This window comes from Limnospira indica PCC 8005 (assembly GCF_000973065.1).
In the GTDB taxonomy this organism is placed as follows: Bacteria; Cyanobacteriota; Cyanobacteriia; order Cyanobacteriales; family Microcoleaceae; genus Limnospira; species Limnospira fusiformis.
Window position 1 is genome coordinate 1,014,994 of record NZ_FO818640.1, and the last position, 18,157, is coordinate 1,033,150.

An 18,157-nucleotide genomic window follows, 5' to 3' on the forward strand; every position below is an offset into this window, starting at 1 on the left:
AAACAAAACCAATCACCGAGGTGGTAATTCCCATGACCACCAAAACCCCTAGCGATTACCTTCCCGGTAAGCTAGAATCCCCATTACACCTAGATTTTTAGGCTAACACCAGTTAATTATGCGGCATTGTTTGACCATATTCACATCCGGGCTGTCCACAATTTCGGAGCAATTGTCGTCAATTCGGGTAAAAATCAAGGCATACTGGAATTGCTGGATTCTTACTGGCGGGTCTAACCACTTGTTGTTTGTCTATCGTATTTTATCGAGGCTGAACCGATGATTGAAATGAAAGTCGCCGGAATTGCACTAGACGCTACCACACGCAGCCCTATTGTTTTACTCAGAGATGCGTCTGAGCGACGAGCCTTACCTATTTTTATCGGTCAGGATCAGGCTAAATCGATAATCGGCGCTTTGGAAAACCATCAACCCCCCCGACCCCTAACCCATGATTTATTTGTCAATCTCATGGAAACCTGGGATATGGTTTTAGAGCGGATTGTGATTCACTCCCTCCAAGACAATACATTTTATGCTGTCTTGATTGTACGTCAAGGGGAGAATCGTAAAGAAATTGATGCGCGTCCTTCTGATGCTATTTCCATTGCACTGCGTACCGATAGCCCCATCTGGGTCATGGAAGAAGTCATCGCTGATGCTTCTATCCCTGTTGATCGTGATGCTGACGAAGCCGAAAGACGCGCCTTTCGCGATTTTGTCGCTAACCTGAGTCCAGAAGAGTTGATTAGACGAGCCGATTTTCGCAAAGACGAAGCTCAATAACTAAAATCATGCGTTATCGACGCTTTGGTAAAACCAATTTATCCCTATCAGTATTTTCCCTGGGGACGATGCGCTATTTAGCATCCCCGGAAAATGCCCACCAAACCATAGAAAGGGCAGTTTCTATGGGAATTAACCATATAGAGACTGCCAAAGGTTATGGCAAAAGTGAGGAGTATCTGGGAGCGAGTTGGCTGGGTGGTCTACCTGTGGAGCGATCGCAGCTTTATATTACTACCAAGATCCCACCCATGTCTGATCCTGATGCTTTAGAAAAGGCGATCGATGATTCCCTAACTAGGCTGAATCTTGACTATCTCGATGGTTTGGCGATTCATGGTATTAATACCCCCGAACATCTCACGGAGGCGATCGCTGGTATTGTGGGTATTGACAGAGCCATTGCAGATGGACGGGTCAGACATCTGGGGTTCTCGACCCATGCTCCGGTTGAGGTGATTCTGGAAGCCATTAATAGCGATCGCTTTGAGTTTGTCAATCTCCATTATTACTATTTTTTCCAGCGCCATGCTCCCGCCATCACCCTAGCATCTCAAAAGGATATGGGGATTTTCATTATTTCCCCAGCCGATAAAGGGGGAAGACTCTACACCCCCCCAGCTAAGTTAACTCAGCTATGCGACCCATTTTCACCCCTGCACTTGAATTATCGATTCCTATTGAGCGATCGCCGCATTACTACCCTCAGTTTAGGAGCCGCTAACCCTCAAGAATTGGATTTACCGCTGCAAGTAGCCGATTCTGTAGAATCCCTCACGGAGTCGGAACAAAGCACCTTCATGGCTCTGGAAACCGCCTTAGAGGAAACATTAGCAACCGATACCTGTAAACAGTGTTATGAATGTTTACCATGTCCTGAACTGATTAATATCCCGGAAGTCCTGAGATTGCGAAATTTGGCGATCGCCTACGATATGACGGAATTTGGTAAGTATCGCTATGGTATGTTTGAGAATGCCGGACATTGGTTTCCTGGACGTAGAGGCGATCGATGTACCGACTGCGGCGACTGTTTACCCCGCTGTCCTGAAAATTTAGATATTCCCCGTCTGTTGCGAGACACTCACCAACGATTGGGAGGATCTAAAGGGCGACGTTTGTGGGAATCTTAGGGTTTTTAGGATATGTTTTATTAATCGATTTTAGGCTTGCATCAAAAGCTCTAAAAACTCTATGACAACGAGATCAGGCTTTTCGGTACATTCAGTGATATCATAATGCTGGACAATGCAAATACCCTGCGACTGTAGAAGAAAATCCATATTGGTTTCGCGATCGCGATCGTCTACATCTACCGCTAAAATACCCAGTTTTGTTTTGTAACAGACCAGGAAATGAGGAGATGGGTTTTGCTTTCCATCTGGGGTAGTCAACCGGGCTTTAGCATTTGGGAAAAACAAAACATCGGCGCGATCTAGTGCTTCGGCAATATTCACTTCTGCTTGAGAGCGAAACTGCCAGCCATTCCAAGAATAGGTTAAAGATTGATAGTTGAACTCCTTTTCCGATTCAGCATTTGTCTGTTTTTCTGATTCTTCATAGCTTTGAGCCTTATACAAATCTGCTTGACAAAAGTTGGATTCATATAAGTTTCCCACAACTCTTGTGCTATCAAGATTGGTTCCAATAACATTAACCCCAGTCACCTTATTACGGTGTACGATAATTTGATGCCGCCGTAAATATCGCTTCAGAACAGATTTTAAATTACCTTTTTTTACCTTTTCTCCAAAGGCATTAGTCAGCATTTGCCAGAGTTTCGCGCCTGCATCCTTGAGGTAATCCTCTGCATAGCCAGTGCTTTTAGCCATTTCACGGTAAGATAAACCTTCCCAAGCCTGACGAAATACGACCTCTTGAACATCGTTGAGGCGTTCATAATCGAGTACGGCTTCCACAATTACCAGTGCTTCGTCAACTATCATCACTCAAAGTCCCTCAAAAGGTAAGCACTTGTGAGCAAAAAGCTACACATTGATCAAATGCAACTTAGGCAACCACATATAGCTACTTGCCAAAAGTTAACTACTGTTTTTCTATGATACTCGAAAAACGTCAACTTAACCAGCAACTAAGTACAGGACAAAAGTTGTAGAGCCTGGTGAAACCGCCCTGAAAACAAAGGCAGATTAGAGAAAATGCGGCGTAGAAAATCGAAGCCAGTGCGGAAAAGACTCTTCGAGCGTCGTCCGTGAGCCTTCAAAGGAATGGGTGAACCTTGGTGAATCCACAAACCCACCTTCATAGCCCAAGTAAAAGCCAAACTGAGCAAAGCCAATAAACGGCTCAAGCGCTCAGGGTCGTTAAAGTGAGTCGATTCGAGACAAAAGCCCCGAGTCTTCAAGGCTCCGAAGAGGTTTTCAATACCCCAACGCCGAGCATAATCGCGAAGGGCGGTTTCGGGGCAAGCGTTAGTGATGAGAATCAACAACTCCCCCAAATCAGCCAGACGAGAGCCAATGACGTAAACCTGCCGTCCCCAAACCCAACGGCGACCCGAAAGCTGGCGAAATTCTCCGGGTCGCAGAGAATCAAACATTCGTTCGCCGCTACGCCGAGTTCCTCCCAACTTAGGACTAATCAGCTCGCTGTGGCGGATGCGTAGGCGGAAAGGAACCTCGGGGTCGATGAGAAGATACGAGAGCCAATCTCGCCCCACAAATTCCCGGTCAGCGGTCAGACAAGCCACCTCCACGTCAGGAAATAGTGCCTCGAAGCGGTCGAATAAGTCCATGCGTTCGCCACTGTTGCTATTGCCCTTTTTGTCAAGCATCGTCCACAGCAGGGGAAAGGCAATCCCCTCGTGGACGACTGCCAACATCAAGATGTTGAAATGGGTTTGACCGAAAGACCAACAGGTGCGGTCGAGACTAAGAGTCCAAGGTTGGGGAATGTCAATGAGGCTAACGACGAAACGGGCAATCTCTGCCCGGTCAAATTTGAATTGCCGGAAAAAACGTTGTAATCGCTTGTAATTTGAGGAAATTTGCACAGGAGTTGCGAAGACCGTCGCCAATTCCGTCAGATTAACCGTCTTTGTTTGGAATAGCGCCATCAGGAACAGGCAGACAAAGTTTAATCTCGCCCCGTGCCAGGGCAAGTGAGGGCGCAAAGTGTCTCGTAATCGGTTAAGCTCGTTCATGAGAGGGAAGTTTGGTTTGTGGTAATTCCGATCTAACCCTCTCACCCTAACTTGGCGCTACCCCCCCACCCCTCGACTTTCACCTCAGCCCGCAGCGCCCCCTTCAGAATTTTCGGCTAGATTCCTCCTGAGCAAAGACTTTCAGCTTTTTTGTCCTGTACTGAGAACCAGCAAAGCTGGTAGCATAGATTCCAGTTCAGCTATATGACCAGTCTTATTGTCTATATCCAAACATTAGCGTTCAGCATAATCATCAATATATTACTTTATTATTACTTTATTATTACTTTAGATTACTTTTTGTTTACGCTAAAGATGTATAATGAGCAAAGATGTTTTAGAACCATGTTTAATTATTATTAATAAATTAATCAAAAATAATGTCAAATGATACTCAAAACAAAGACAAATTATTCAGCAAAAAAACAAGTTTTTATAGTATTTTTGAAAAATACTTGGAAAATTCATCCGTTGTTAAACATCCTATGTATCAAGAAAAAATCAAAACTTTATCGCCATATATTTGTGAGATGGATCAGCTATATCAAGGAAAGCATGATCTAGATAATTTAGAATTTAGTCAAACACTAAAAACCCTAATTTCTAACTTTTTGGAATTAACCAAACAATATTTTTCGGGAATAGATAACCAAAAAATTACACAGGGACTTGAAACTTTATCAAAAACTTTTGAATTGCCAGGTACAAAAATCAATCAACCTGTGACAGAATTACGACATGAATTTCTACAATGTTGGGATAACTTTATCCAAGAAATACTAATAACTTTAGAAGATAAAAATAATCAACAAAAATTGAAAAACAGCCAAAATAATTCGACTAGTAAAATTTTTGCTTTCATGGTAATACTAAGTTTATTGCTCGGACTTCCTTTGGCTTTTATTATAGTAGAATTACAAACTTCATCTAATGAATTGCCCCACAGAGAAAATCAATCATTTCCCGAAGACAGTAGCTTGGAAAATGATGCACAAACAGAACATTTTTTGCCAGAAAAACGTGATAAAAGTTATGATGCTTCACCTGATTCTAAATTCCAGGACTTCAAGGAAAAGGAAATTGATCGACTTCCTTCACCTTGATATCAATTTTGCTTAGTCAACATCTATAAAATTAACAATCTTTCCTCATAATTAAACGGAACCAAATGAATATAAAAACTATCTTGATTTGTGCTTTATTTTTTCCAATGGTCTGGGATGTAATTACCACTGCACTTGGTATAGTTGGTATTTTAGGAACCAATATTATAGCATGGGGAATTGCTGTTGTTGTGGCTATTACTATTGCATCTGTCAATCTTTGTACTAAAGGTATTTTGAAGTTGGCTCGTTCTGGAACGAATGATTTGACATTGTTTTTGCCGGTAATATTAGTATTATGTATTTTATTTGATTTTACCACTTCACTAAATGGTAATGCTCGTTATCTTATATTGAGTAATGTAGCGGCTGGTAAAGATATGGGCATCATGGAAGTCCTACAAAAAGCTGAGACTGGAGAGCAGTTTTTTTACATTATATTAGTCACAATAATTACCACAGCGAGCCCTGCAATTGTTGGATGGTTAACAGATATAGATTGGTTGGATTAAACATTTAGATTTAACATTAATCATGTTTTGGCTGATATTAGTCACATCTTTTTCAATAGCCACTATCTTAAGCTTTTCCGTAATATTTATGGGAATGATATCAATATTAGGATATAATAATTTTTGGAATTACTTGATATCAGCCATCGTATCAGGAACCATAATCTGTTTTTTTCTGGAAAGTAGAAAACTTTACCAATACTTGGGATTGGGTAATTTTTGGAAAAAGTTAGCATATTGGATTGCGGGTTTATTGTTAACAATTGTTAATATTTTTATTGCTTTAAGTGGTATCACTTATTTTTTTAATATAAAAAATGATAAATTTGATTTTTACCAGATATTAACCCATTGGCGTGAATATAGTTTTGATAAAATAATCATTATATTTTTCATCATCATTTTAGCTGTAATCAGTCCTATTGTTGTCAGTAAATGTATCACCATAAAACCATTATTTCCTACTTATCAATTTTTATTTTTAATGTCTTTATTTTCCTCTGTTTTAGTATATCACAATATACCCAGCTATTCGTCTATGGAGAATATCCCAAATATGGAATCAACAAATTACCAATTTCCCCTCAATAGCTGCGGAGATTTCACGGCTGGAGGCGCTAATGTATGGTATCCAATTTGGGTTGAATATAGCTACATAAATTTACAAAATATTCGCAGAAAATTTTGTTGTGATGCTTGGCACGACCCGGAAGTAAATAAAATTCAGGTCGCTTCTTTTTATCAGGTATCTAAAGCTAAATCTTTCGTCATTTTTTTGCAAAAAAATGGTTTTCACAATGCTGAAATTGGTCATGGCAGATGGATCTATACTTATCCTTCATTAAAAATAAATTATTGTGAATAAATATCAGCAAGCGATCGCATTTTTTTGTATAGTATAGGCAAGAATTTCATGTTCATCACCAAAATTTAATTGGAGATATTTTTACAATTATCGGTTAAATCTGATGGACGGAGACAGTCACAGTCGCGATTTAATAATTCATCGATATTTTCCGCCTTGCAAAGTTTAACGGTTCCGTCAGCAGAAGCTGAAACTATCCGATTACCATCAGGGTTAAAATTAACGCTACTAACTAAAGCATAATAGCTATTAAGTATATTGATTTACCCAATATCTCATAGCATCTTATGGAGAAAATAAATAGACTGTAATGTGGGATATTGAGGTTTTGATGGTACTTTTTTTTAAAAAAAATATCCAATTTTAGCGAAAAGCCATAGCACCTCCAATTCTTTATTAAAGTCAAATTGACGCATTGCTAAACGATAATAATTATCGATTTTGGTGGCAGCGGTAATATTGCAAACATCCGATTTTAGTCAAATTCATCTGGGAAGTGTGCGGGTTTTAGCGCCGGAGTGTCGGGGTCCGGTGGTGCGGATTCAACGTTATTGATTTTGGCTTGGTCTAAAAAGTCAATTAAAATATATTCTACTTCTTGGATAGTCTCATTATTTTTGAGTTCGGAACGTAACACATCTAAAAAACGGTTAACTAATCGCTGTTGCAATTCTTGCGCGATGGGATCTGGTTGTTTATTTTGTGAGGCATAATAGGATTTTAGTGGCTGCTGGGAGATAATGGCGGCGATGCGTTTGACCAGATTATCACTCACCTGTTCAGGAAGTTTCCGAATCACCGGAATTTTCTGTAAACGGCGATAAATTCCTGATTGTTTAACAGACTGACTGACCTGATAATGAAGATAGGCTTCTAAGTCCTGTTGAATTTCTGGTAAAACATGACAAGCAGTAACTTTTAATAATTGTTGGCTAATTACTTTGACTTGACTCGGACTCTCTGGCTTGGTGATACTCATCGATTTTTGTTGAGATTTAAAAATCATTTTTCGCAGTTTTCCGCTGCTGACAGTTGCTTTGAGTTGGCTAATGCTTTGGTTAACTACTACCTGGATTAATTCATTCCCAAAACTAGCAATAACTTTGAGTTTAATTTGAGCCCTCAGTGTAGCCATATTAGGTAATTTGGCTCTTTCTAAGTGAATGATAACTGGAATTATCCGAATTAGGCGAATAACCCCAATCAGTAAAAATAGGTCATACCAGATCATCCTAATACATGGCCATAACCCTAGTTGGGGATGGCGACGACGAATAAAGGAGAGTTCCACGAGAAAAATCAGCCAAAAAACGATTACCCAAGGGAAATCAACTAGCCAAAAACGGTCGATAAATTCGCCATTTATTCCCAGGTGGCGGAAATACATCTGACGCATTAAACTAGCTATTTGACTGTCAAAAAAATCTAGTTCTGTTTCCCATCCTTTTTGGCTGAAGTTATCAAGACTCCAGAAGGTGCTAAAGGCTTCTCTTGAGGACTGCTCTACCCAAATAACTTCGGGTGCAAGGATACTTAACACCCTAATTGAATACAAAAATTTTAAGGTGGGTGTTAAGTGATTAGTCGTGGATGGATCGCTACTGTGGATATGTTCGACCATCCTATATTTGATATGAGTGATTAACCCTAAAGTGTTGTCAATTTGGGGGATATAACTGCGGTCTATCATCTCAGTGCTGAGTTGCTGAAGCTGCTGTAATAAGGGTTCAACTTGGGGGGATTCTAAACCCTCATATTCTAAGATGGCTTTCAGGTCTGCTACAATCATCAGATAGCTTTGGGAGGGTCGATAGGCTTCGACTCCCTTAATTATATCATAGCTTAATTGGGGTTCATATAGTGTAAATAGATGTCGTAAATTGATATTAAAAAATCTCAGGGAATTTTCCCAACCATTATCAGTGAAATATGCTCGACTCCAAAAGGTATTGATGGCTGTTTCTAGGTCATCGGTGTTGAGATGTTCCCGGAGTCGGTTATTAATAACTGCTAAAGTTCCGTGGGAGTCTTGAACCCGAAATGGTGGTTGTTTTATGAGAATTTCGATGCTAGATTGTCTAATTTCGGATAAGATAGGGTCAACTTGGGGAGAGTTTAAGCCTTCCTGTTCTAGGATGGTCTGGAGATTATCTACGAGTTGTAAATATTTCCTTTGGGGAGTGTTAGATATTTGTTGGCGATAATCATCGATGCGTATATATAAATGGCGGTTTTTGAGGTAGATAAAGTCAAAAACTACTAAGCTGAGGTTGGCGAGAATTAAGATAGCGATCGCCCTATCAATGAATAGCCGAAAATGCGATCGCCAAACCTTTCTGTCGAGATCAGATTTTGGTCGGAACCCAGATAATGATAGAAAAGAAATCAGTTGGCGACCAAACAACCCCCATCTCCTTGTTTGTTATTGATGACTATGCCCAAACTATGCTATCAGTAAATTATACCGAAAAACGCACGGGGTTAACATCAAGGAAGTGGCACAAAATCATAACCCAATCCCGATCGCCTTCCGGGTTCAACCTTAACCAATTCTGCGGCTTGGTTGCGATCGCCAGAAGGTAAAAAACGGATATTTCCGCCACCCCCCTTAGGGGAAAAACCGGGTTCTGATAGTGTCCTTTGGACTCCCTGGCGGCTAGAATCTCCAGAAATACCAGCAATCAAGGCTTTAGTGGCATCATAAGCCATAGTAGTCCGCCAGTTAATATCACCACCCCATAACTGAGTCGCCGCGTCTGGAAACGCGGAATTAGTGTGGCTAAGAATATGCCAGGGAATAGCGACCACCATGCCTTCACTATCGCCTCCGACCTGTAAAACTTCAGGTCTGTAGAGACTATCTCCCCCCAACACAGGTAAGTTTCTAGCATTAACACGCACGACCTGTAAAGCCTGACTAACAGTTTCGGTATTAGCCAATAATACGATCGCCTCTGCACCCTGTCGCGTAGCTGATTCTACGGCATCAAAGCTATTAAAATTCCCCTCAGCCAGATTAATCTCTGCGACGACTGCGCCGCCATCTCCATATAAAGCGGTAGTAAACTCATCTTTGAGGGAACGACTATAACTACTATCCTGGTTATAAAAAATAGCCGCCTGGTTCAGATTCAGGGTATCTACCATATATTTAGCCAGGGTATTAGCGGTAAAGCGATCGCTGGGAACAGTCCGAAAAATGAAATTCCCCGCCCTAGATAACTCCATCGAGGTACTGGTGGGAGAAATCGCCACTAATTGACCCCTTTCATAAATGGGGGATGCAGCCAAAGTCACATCACTAGCAAAATGCCCCACGACTCCCAAAACCTGGTCATCTGCGACTAGAGACTGAGCCACTTGTTCAGCGACACTAGGGTTATTAGCATCATCAGCAATCAGCACCCGCAGGGGAACGCCGTTAATACCCCCGGCTTGGTTAACTTCATTTTGAGCCTGGGCTACTCCCCGCAGGATTTCCTGGGCTGCATTTTCTGCGGTAGTGATAGGAACAGAAACGGCTATTGTATGGGACTGTCCAGCACCAATGCGGGCATTATTGAGATAAATTAGGGCTTCTGGATCATTGCGATTTTGCTGTAGGGAGGCTTCCAACTGGGAAACAGCCCTAGAATAATCTCCGGCAGCGATCGCCTCAATTCCCTCTTGTTTAGCGGGGGAAGTTGTGCTGGCAACCAATAACTGTTGCCCACCACTAATCGCCCTAGGTCGGGAGTCATTCCTAGCTGTTGGGGAAGTCGGAGATGTTGTCATACCTGCCTCTGTTTGTGATTGCCACTGGGTAAAGGCAAAATACCCGACGGCTAATAATCCTCCCGTAAGCAGCAAGGCTACAATCAGAATGGCTGTTTCGTTCTTTTGAGACATGATCAAATCTGCTCTATAAAACTTAAACAAAACCGGACATAGCCGGATCTTGATGTTTATTTCTTGCTTCGTCCGGGACTGTCGGCAGCACCCCGTCCACAAGTGTAATCGTCTGAACCAGGCGATTTTTCTAAATTTATACTGGCGTTCAAATCTCTATCAATCTTCAGGCCACAGTTTGGACATTCAAAAGTCCGACGGACTAGGGGCATTTTTTGACGATAACCGCAATTAGAACACAGTTGACTGGATGGATAAAATCTATCGGCAATAATCAACTTTGAACCATAACGTTCTGCCTTGTAACCTAGTTGACGACGGAACTCATAAAATGAAGCATCAGCGATAGAACCCGCCAAACCATGATTTTTCAGCATACCTGACACATTCAAATCTTCAATGACGACTTGGCTGTGGTTCTTAGCCAAGAAAGTAGTTATTTTATGAATGGTGTCCCGCCGAATGTTTGCTACTCTTTGATGTAGCTTTTGAACTTTTAAGAGACATTTGGCCCAATTTTTCGAGCCTTTGACTTTGCGACTTAAATGACGTTGTAATTGAGCTAGTTTTTTGGTCGTTGCTTTATAAGCCTTGGGATTAGAGAATTGGGTCCCATCGGAGCAAGTCGCCAAATTGTTAATTCCTAGGTCTACCCCGATTCTCTCTCGGAATTTCGGTGTGATTTCTGGTGTGATTTCTACGAAAAAGCTCATATACCAGTCACCTGCTTGGCGCGTTATAGTGACTTTCTTAACCCAACTTTCGGGTTGTGCCTCAAATGTAGAAACCCAGCCCACAAAAGGCAGCTTATGGCGAGTTCCTGACAACTTGAATGGCTTTCCGGAATTGTCAAGGGTAAAGCTATCATGGTGGCCTTTCTTCTTAAATTTAGGATAACTGCTTATTCCCTTGAAGAAGCGCTTAAAGGCATCCCCTAGATTAATGAAGGCATATTGATAAACTTTAGAAGACAATTCGGACATCCAAGGATATTGAGGTTTCACATAATGAGTAAAAACCTTTTTAATGGAGTTGATATTAGGCTTGAGTCCCTCTTCATAAGCTGACCTCCATAAGTGTAATCCCCAATTAAACACGAACCGAGCATAACCCGCGTGTTTGGCCATCAAGGTGGCTTGACGGTCATTGAGTTTTAGTTTTGTCCGGAAAGCTTTGTAAGGCATGATTGGATTTTACCATGAAGAATCCGACTTGATGAGTATGTCGTCAGGGAAATTTGGCATGGTCTGGGGTTTGACCGTATACTCATTATTGAGTTGCGAATCTTTGGGGGTATTGTACCTTATTGTCATAAGATGTCAAGCAAATCTTGGATTAAATTCTGGCTCCAATCCCGTTTTTGTTGTAGTTCAACTCAAGAAATGAGCCGTTTGAGAATCCCGTAAATTAGACGAAATAGGGCAGTTACGGCGACGGCTGATAGTGCTGTCAATATTGGTAAAATGATGACCTGGGTAACTTCAAGATTACCGGGTCCAGTGCCAACCCAAAAAATGATCGCAAAAGATATCCCAGCAATAATCAGCAGATCCCATTTTTCTACCCAACGGCGCACTTGAGCTAATAGTAACCCCGCTAACAGGAAGCCAGCAATCCCCAAAATCAAAGGTATTGTATCTAACAACGACCACAACACCATCACCAGTAATCCCCCCTCAAAGCCGGTAAATGCTGCTGAGGCTAGAATTTCCAGGATGGAAAAAGGCCGCCTGACGGTGGGGGTTGGCGGTTGAATTTGAGTAGCTAGTGCGGACACTGGGGCGCTTTGAGGAGTTACAGAAGGCGCAGGAACTACGGGAGGAGGTGGCGGTGGCGGTGGCCGCGATATCATGGCATTGAGGGCTGTTAATACCTCGGTAGCGGCTCCAAAGCGATCGCTAGGGGTAGGTTGTAACATCCGGTCAAGAATATTAGCCAGGGAATCAGAAATTGTCACCTGATCTTTCCAAATCCAAGCATTGCTGTAGTTATCAAACAAATCTTCAGGGTCTTTGGCTGTTAATAACATAATTGCTGTGACCGCCAAAGCATATAAATCGGTAGATGGATATACACTGCGACCTCGCATTTGTTCTGGGGGAGCAAATCCGGCAGAATAGATTCCGGTGGATTTATTTCCTGGTGCTTGGGTGACTTCCTTAACCGCGCCAAAATCGAGCAAATGGAGAGTGCCAGAGCGATCGCGCATAATATTAGAGGGCTTAATATCGCGGTGGATGACATCTTCCCCGTGGACAAATTCCAGGATATTCAGAATTTCCCGCATTACTTCCAGCACTTCCGTTTCGGAAAACGGACCCCGGCTTGATAGTTCCTGTTCCAGGTTCTGACCGTCGATATATTCTTGAACTAGATAGAAAAATTGCTGAGGGGTGCGAGTTTGCCAACCTGTTGCTTCCAGGGGAAAATAGGCTAACAAATTGGGGATTTGAGGATGTTGGTGTCCGAGGCGATCGAGAACCTGGGCTTCCCGTTCAAATAATCCTTGGGCGATCGCTAATTGTTGGGGGCCCAAGTCTCCGGCGGGGAGAAACTGCTTAACAACACAGGTGCGTAAACTTGGCGATCGGCGATCGCGCGCCAAAAACGCCGCCCCAAACCCCCCCTGACCCAATAGACGTTCCGTGAGGTAGCGCCCATCTAAAATCAGGGGCATACCGCAGGTGATACAATACTTCTGTTGTACTGTTTTGAGGTTGGCATGATCATCAAGGTCAGGATATAAGTTTTCTGGCTTGGGACAACCGGGGCGAGTACAGTAGATTTTCATCGGAAGTTAGGTTGGGCTTATCGCCTGAGTTTATTTTCACTAAAAAAGTGCGGCTACCCTAGGATTTTGGCAAAAATGCACCTGATGGTCAATTAATCTGCGGATCAGAATGAGAAAATAGGGGTAAGATCTCACGGCTGAAGGCTTCGGCGGCTTTGGATTGATAGCGATTAGGATTAACAATTACTGATAACATCCGTTTAACCGTTACTGAATCAATGGTAGCCCGATGCAGCATCCCCATTTGGATCTCTTTTTCAATAGCCGAGGTAGAAACAAAAGCGGCTCCCAGTCCGGCTTGTACAGTATTTTTAATAGCCTCAATGGAGTTAAGTTCCATTTCTATCCGTAAGCGACGCGGATCAATATCATAGCGACTGAGGACTTGATCAATCACCTTGCGAATAGTCGATTGAGCATCTAGGGCGATAAACTTTAGGTTATACAGGTCTTCCTTTTGAATAAAGTCTTTTTCAGCCAAGGGGTGAAATACAGGTAAAACCAGGGCTAGTTCATCCTCAATATAAGGCTGAACCTTGAGACAGTCCTGCAATTCCGGCGGGATCTTTCCCCCAATGATGGCTAAGTCAATTTGTCCGTTAGCAACACTCCAAGCGGTGCGACGGGTAGAGTGGACATGAAGTTGCACGGCCACATCTGGGTATTTTTGCCGAAACATCCCAATCATCCCCGGTAGGAGATAGGTTCCGGTAGTCTGGGAAGCACCAACAATTAGGGTTCCCCCTTGTAGGTTTTGTAAGTCTTCGATCGCACGACAGGTTTCTTGACATAGGGAAAGTATCTTTTCCCCATAACTAATCAGTAAATGTCCGGCTTCGGTAAGTTTAGCGCGACGACCAGCGCGATCGAACAGAGGAACATTTAATTGTCGCTCTAAATTCTGTACTTGTAGGCTGATCGCAGGTTGGGAGACATAGAGACTATCGGCGGCTCTTTTAAAACTCCCTTCAGAGGCGATCGCCTTGAGAATTCGTAATTGATCCAGGGTAAACGGAACGTCTGACATCAGTAAATAAAAGTGCTATTCGATGTGCTAGTGTGTTGGAAGTCGAACCCCCCACTACAGACTACAAGGGCATCTGTTCTGAGGTCGCTTCGTTAACCTCCACAACAGAAATCTCTAAGTTTTCCGGTGGGAGTTGTGTACTAGAGAAATTGGGTAAAATCTCCTGCATGAATGCAGATGCTGCTTTTGATCTATAGCGATTAGGGTTATAAATCACTGATAACATCCGTTTGATAGTGACTCGATCAATTTTAGGAATTTGCAATACTTCCATTTGTAACTCTTTCTCAATGGCTGATGTGGAAACAAAGGCCACCCCCAAACCCGACTGCACCGCATTTTTGATCGCTTCAATAGAACTTAGTTCCATTTCGATTTTGAGGCGACTGGTATCAATCCCAGACCGACTCAATACCTGGTCAATCACTTTGCGGATAGTCGATTGAGCATCAAGGCTGATAAACTTCAACTCGTATAAATCATCATGTTCGATAATCTCCTGTGTGGCGAGGGGATGGGAAACCGACATAATTAGAGCTAGTTCATCTTCTGCGAAAGGAATTACCTCTAATGACTGCGCCAATTCCGGGGAGATCTCCCCCCCGACGATCGCTAAATCAATTTGTCCATTCACCACACTCCAAGCCGTGCGACGGGTAGAGTGAACATGAAGTTGTACCGCTACTTCGGGATATTTGGAGCGAAACATCCCAATCATCCGAGGTAGCAAATAGGTTCCCGTAGTTTGGGAAGCACCGACAATTAGGGTTCCTCCTTGCAGGTTTTGTAAGTCTTCTAGCGCACGACAGGTTTCCTGACACAGGGAAAGCACTTTTTCCCCATAACTCAATAATAGATGACCCGCTTCTGTCAGTTGGGCGCGACGACCTCCCCGATCAAATAAGGGTACATTTAATTGGCGTTCCAGGTTCTGCACTTGCAAGCTGACCGCAGGTTGGGATACATATAGGCGATCGGCGGCTCGCTTGAAACTTCCCTCGGAAGCGATCGCTTGCAAAATGCGTAACTGATCTAAAGTGAATGGAAGATCGGACATGGTGTTAACCTCATCGGCAGACAAAAGATCCGAGAATAGGTAGCTGAGGATCGTCTTCTTTGAGCATACTGCGAGATGATCTGTATTGGAGTTAACTTTATTATCCGTTGAAGAGGTCAAAATGTCTGATCAATGGCTCAGTCTTAGCCATTTTGTTATGGTGGGGCTACTTCTATGCTTTGCGATCGCCCATAGTGGTCTAGCCGCCCTCCGCCCTGTTGTCGAACAGGTCATCGGTCCCCGGTTGTATCGCATTTTTTTCGCCCTCGTCAGTTTATCCCTGGCTGTGGTCTTGATTATCTATTTCTTTAATCACCGCTATGATGGCCTACAACTCTGGCAAGTTCAGGGTGTACCCGCCGTTAAACCTATCGTTTGGGTCCTCTCGGCTATCTCCTTTCTGTTTTTATACCCCTCTACTTTCAATCTACTGGAAATTGCTGCGATCGCTAAACCAGAAGTCCATCTTCATCAAACTGGCATTATCCGTATTACCCGACATCCCCAAATGGTCGGACAAGTTATCTGGTGTATTGCCCATACTCTCTGGATTGGTACCACCTTTACCCTCCTCACCTCCATTGGTTTGGTTTTGCATCACCTTTTTGGAGTCTGGCACGGCGATCGGCGTTTACAAGCCCGTTTTGGCGAATCCTTTGAAACCCTCAAATCCCAAACCTCCGTCATTCCCTTTTTGGCAATTATCCAGGGACGGCAAACCCTCCTTATACAGGAATTTCTCCGCCCCGCTTATCTGGGGGTTGGGGTTTTCATTATCCTACTTTGGAAAGCTCATCCGCTATTAATTCGTGTCACAGGTAACGTAGGCTGGTAGCATGATCCCAGAGATATAAAATGTTCGTTAATAAAATTTAGAGGCATCATGCTTTTATCGGTCAGTGAGCAGCAATTTTCTAAAGAGGTCTTGAGTGCTTCTACACCTATTCTCGTTCACTTCTGGGCTCCCTGGTGCGGCCTGTGTAAACTTATTGTCCCACAATTGGAACAGTTCCAGACCCAGTGGACAGGTCAGGTTCAGGTATTTGGTATTAATGCTGACCAGAATTTAAAGCTGGCCAGTACCTATCGACTTCAGAATCTACCTACCCTAATTCTCTTTCATCAAGGAGAACCACTCTACCGCATTGAACACTTACTCAGACGCGAAGACCTACTCAAGACCCTTAATGGTTTCATGCTTAACTATCAACATGACTGCTACACCCGTCCTTTGAAAACTCCTGAATATCTCCAGTTGGAAGCCTAATGGGGTTGTCAAAATCTACAATTTGTTGAAACAAATTTAACCGGGTTTCTTATACATGGCTATCGGAAATCCGGTTTTTTTCTTGAAGGTGAGATTCAATTGCGTTATGTTTACCCCTCTGTTCCCCAAAACTTTATCCGGTTTTAGCCTCTTATTTGTCCTGACTGCCTGCCACAATGTCAATAATTTATCATCTGATTTATCCCCTTTATCCCCATCAATTGCACCCCACAACAACCCAGAAACCCCAGTTAAATGGGAACTAAAAACCGTTAATCAGCACGGCGGCTTTTTCTGCTCTAATGGTGAGATAGCTGCCGGACCTATCACCCAAAACATGATTAATAAATGTCTCCAATGGGGCGGCGGTTCCGCCTGTTTTAATAACAAATGGTCAGAAACATTATTTCGCCAAGCATACGGCAATAATATCTGTCCCGATGGTTCTCATCTTAACGCCATTACTGGTTATTGTATGGAAGCGAATGACTCCTTGGGGCCGTTTCCTCAAGATTTAATTACTGCTTGTCAACAAGAAGGCGGCGGTAATTCCTGCTTATCTAATCGTTGGGATTCACATTTTTTATTAAGTTTAATTCGTCAAGCAGGCTTGATTAATCTCCCTAGTCGCCCTCCTCAATTTGTCTTGCTGGCTTTTGACGGTTCCCGTTCCCTGGAAGCATGGAAAAAATCTCGCCACTTTGCTAAAGATAAGGCTGCTCAAAATATCCCCCTCCGCTTTACTTATTTTATCAGTGCTGTCTATTTTGTCAATACTGGCGATCGCCAACTTTATCAACCACCTGGCGGTCACCGGGTCGGTCATTCGGCGATCGGTTGGGGAGGAACCCCACCAGAAGTTAAACAACGCCTAGAACAGCTAAATTTAGCCTATCAAGAAGGTCATGAAATTGCCTCCCATGCAGTAGGTCATTTTAATGGTAGTCGCTGGACTGAGGCGGACTGGACGCGAGAATTTAACTATTTTGATAAGTTTATTTTTCAATCCCACCAAATTAATAACCTAGAAGGTAGTCTCGCCTTTGACAAAACCGCCATTCAAGGATTTCGCGCCCCCGAATTGGGTCAGGGTCCTGGTTTATATCAAACCCTACAAAAAAAAGGTTTTCGTTATGATACCAGTAAAGTCGCTCAATCTAACTACTGGCCACAAAAACAAAACGGCATCTGGAATTTCCCCCTCGCTAGTTTAACTACCGCTAAAACCCGTAAAAATGTCTTGTCAATGGACTATAATTTTTATTATGCTCATTCTCAAGCCAAGCCTAACCCTGCTAATGCTCAATTCTACGAAGAAGATACTTTCCAAACCTATCTAAACTATTTTCAAGCTAACTATACAGGAAATCGCGCCCCTATTCACATCGGTCATCATTTTTCCGCCTGGAATAATGGCGCTTATTGGAATGCTATGTTTCGCTTTGCTGAAGCCGTTTGTGGTCAGCCAGAAGTTAAATGTATCACCTATCGAGAATTGGCGGATTTTATGGATTTACTCACCCCAGAACAAATTGCTACCTATCAAAAAGGTGACTTTCCCAAATGGTCGGCTAACGAGTCAGTTGACACGGCTTTAATATCTAGTGATTTATCGGGTTTGGGGGTTAATAATCCTCAATTTTCTGCCGATGATTTTTGCGGTACAGTAGGAGTATATCACGCTAACCGAAGATAATG

The 18,157-nt window shown here is 42.9% G+C and carries 17 protein-coding genes; 8 read left to right on the plus strand and 9 right to left on the minus strand.

Features of this window, described 5'->3' with window-relative positions; genetic code table 11:
* Positions 1-279 precede the first annotated feature (279 nt).
* Both XZ46_RS04355 and XZ46_RS04360 read left to right on the plus strand, forming a co-directional pair.
* Entirely contained in the window at positions 280-786 is a 507-nt protein-coding gene (locus XZ46_RS04355) for a bifunctional nuclease family protein (RefSeq protein ID WP_006619830.1), read from the plus strand.
* Positions 787-794: 8 nt separating this feature from the next.
* A complete protein-coding gene (locus XZ46_RS04360) occupies positions 795-1,919 on the plus strand; it encodes an aldo/keto reductase (protein WP_008057426.1) in 1,125 nt (374 codons plus the stop codon).
* A gap of 30 nt (positions 1,920-1,949) precedes the next feature.
* On the opposite strand, the gene XZ46_RS04365 is transcribed toward XZ46_RS04360, so the two are convergent.
* The gene (locus XZ46_RS04365; protein ID WP_006670104.1) at positions 1,950-2,732 is read right to left on the minus strand and encodes a helix-turn-helix domain-containing protein; all 783 of its coding nucleotides are present in this window, start codon (positions 2,730-2,732) and stop codon (positions 1,950-1,952) included.
* Between the two features lie 146 nt (positions 2,733-2,878).
* Positions 2,879-3,949 carry an IS4 family transposase gene (locus XZ46_RS04370; RefSeq protein ID WP_048894928.1) on the minus strand — a complete coding sequence of 357 codons (1,071 nt, stop codon included), beginning with the start codon at positions 3,947-3,949 and terminating at the stop codon, positions 2,879-2,881.
* A gap of 380 nt (positions 3,950-4,329) precedes the next feature.
* Here XZ46_RS04370 and XZ46_RS04375 point away from each other — a divergent pair, with 380 nt between their 5' ends.
* The 3 genes from XZ46_RS04375 (at position 4,330) to XZ46_RS04385 (ending at position 6,429) form a co-directional block, all read left to right on the plus strand.
* Positions 4,330-5,052 (plus strand): hypothetical protein, encoded by a 723-nt coding sequence (locus XZ46_RS04375; RefSeq protein WP_008057424.1) that lies wholly within the window; start codon positions 4,330-4,332, stop codon positions 5,050-5,052.
* A gap of 65 nt (positions 5,053-5,117) precedes the next feature.
* Positions 5,118-5,564 carry a hypothetical protein gene (locus tag XZ46_RS04380; RefSeq protein WP_008057423.1) on the plus strand — a complete coding sequence of 149 codons (447 nt, stop codon included), beginning with the start codon at positions 5,118-5,120 and terminating at the stop codon, positions 5,562-5,564.
* A gap of 94 nt (positions 5,565-5,658) precedes the next feature.
* Complete coding sequence (locus XZ46_RS04385) at positions 5,659-6,429, plus strand: hypothetical protein (protein WP_228116481.1); 771 nt, start codon at positions 5,659-5,661, stop codon at positions 6,427-6,429.
* 65 nt (positions 6,430-6,494) lie between these two features.
* On the opposite strand, the gene XZ46_RS37935 is transcribed toward XZ46_RS04385, so the two are convergent.
* The 7 genes from XZ46_RS37935 to XZ46_RS04415 form a co-directional block, all read right to left on the minus strand.
* Positions 6,495-6,692, minus strand: coding sequence for a hypothetical protein (locus XZ46_RS37935; protein ID WP_369076468.1), 198 nt, complete (start codon positions 6,690-6,692; stop codon positions 6,495-6,497).
* 212 nt (positions 6,693-6,904) lie between these two features.
* A complete protein-coding gene (locus XZ46_RS04390) occupies positions 6,905-8,833 on the minus strand; it encodes a hypothetical protein (RefSeq protein WP_008057421.1) in 1,929 nt (642 codons plus the stop codon).
* A gap of 83 nt (positions 8,834-8,916) precedes the next feature.
* A complete protein-coding gene (locus XZ46_RS04395) occupies positions 8,917-10,317 on the minus strand; it encodes an ABC transporter substrate-binding protein (RefSeq protein WP_008057420.1) in 1,401 nt (466 codons plus the stop codon).
* Between the two features lie 56 nt (positions 10,318-10,373).
* Positions 10,374-11,501, minus strand: coding sequence for an RNA-guided endonuclease InsQ/TnpB family protein (locus XZ46_RS04400; protein WP_008057418.1), 1,128 nt, complete (start codon positions 11,499-11,501; stop codon positions 10,374-10,376).
* Positions 11,502-11,692: 191 nt separating this feature from the next.
* Positions 11,693-13,108: a serine/threonine-protein kinase gene (locus XZ46_RS04405; RefSeq protein ID WP_008057416.1), complete on the minus strand. Its 1,416-nt coding sequence runs from the start codon at positions 13,106-13,108 to the stop codon at positions 11,693-11,695.
* 88 nt (positions 13,109-13,196) lie between these two features.
* Entirely contained in the window at positions 13,197-14,135 is a 939-nt protein-coding gene (locus tag XZ46_RS04410; protein WP_006670096.1) for a LysR family transcriptional regulator, read from the minus strand.
* A gap of 61 nt (positions 14,136-14,196) precedes the next feature.
* On the minus strand, positions 14,197-15,192 hold the full coding sequence (locus tag XZ46_RS04415) for a LysR family transcriptional regulator (RefSeq protein WP_008057411.1): 996 nt from the start codon (positions 15,190-15,192) through the stop codon (positions 14,197-14,199).
* A 121-nt stretch (positions 15,193-15,313) separates the two neighbouring features.
* Between XZ46_RS04415 and XZ46_RS04420 the strand changes: the two genes are divergently transcribed.
* The 3 genes from XZ46_RS04420 (at position 15,314) to XZ46_RS04430 (ending at position 18,155) form a co-directional block, all read left to right on the plus strand.
* The gene (locus tag XZ46_RS04420) at positions 15,314-16,027 is read left to right on the plus strand and encodes an NnrU family protein (protein ID WP_048895370.1); all 714 of its coding nucleotides are present in this window, start codon (positions 15,314-15,316) and stop codon (positions 16,025-16,027) included.
* 48 nt (positions 16,028-16,075) lie between these two features.
* Complete coding sequence (locus XZ46_RS04425) at positions 16,076-16,459, plus strand: thioredoxin family protein (RefSeq protein WP_008057407.1); 384 nt, start codon at positions 16,076-16,078, stop codon at positions 16,457-16,459.
* A gap of 106 nt (positions 16,460-16,565) precedes the next feature.
* A complete protein-coding gene (locus XZ46_RS04430) occupies positions 16,566-18,155 on the plus strand; it encodes a polysaccharide deacetylase family protein (protein WP_008057406.1) in 1,590 nt (529 codons plus the stop codon).
* Positions 18,156-18,157 lie beyond the last annotated feature (2 nt).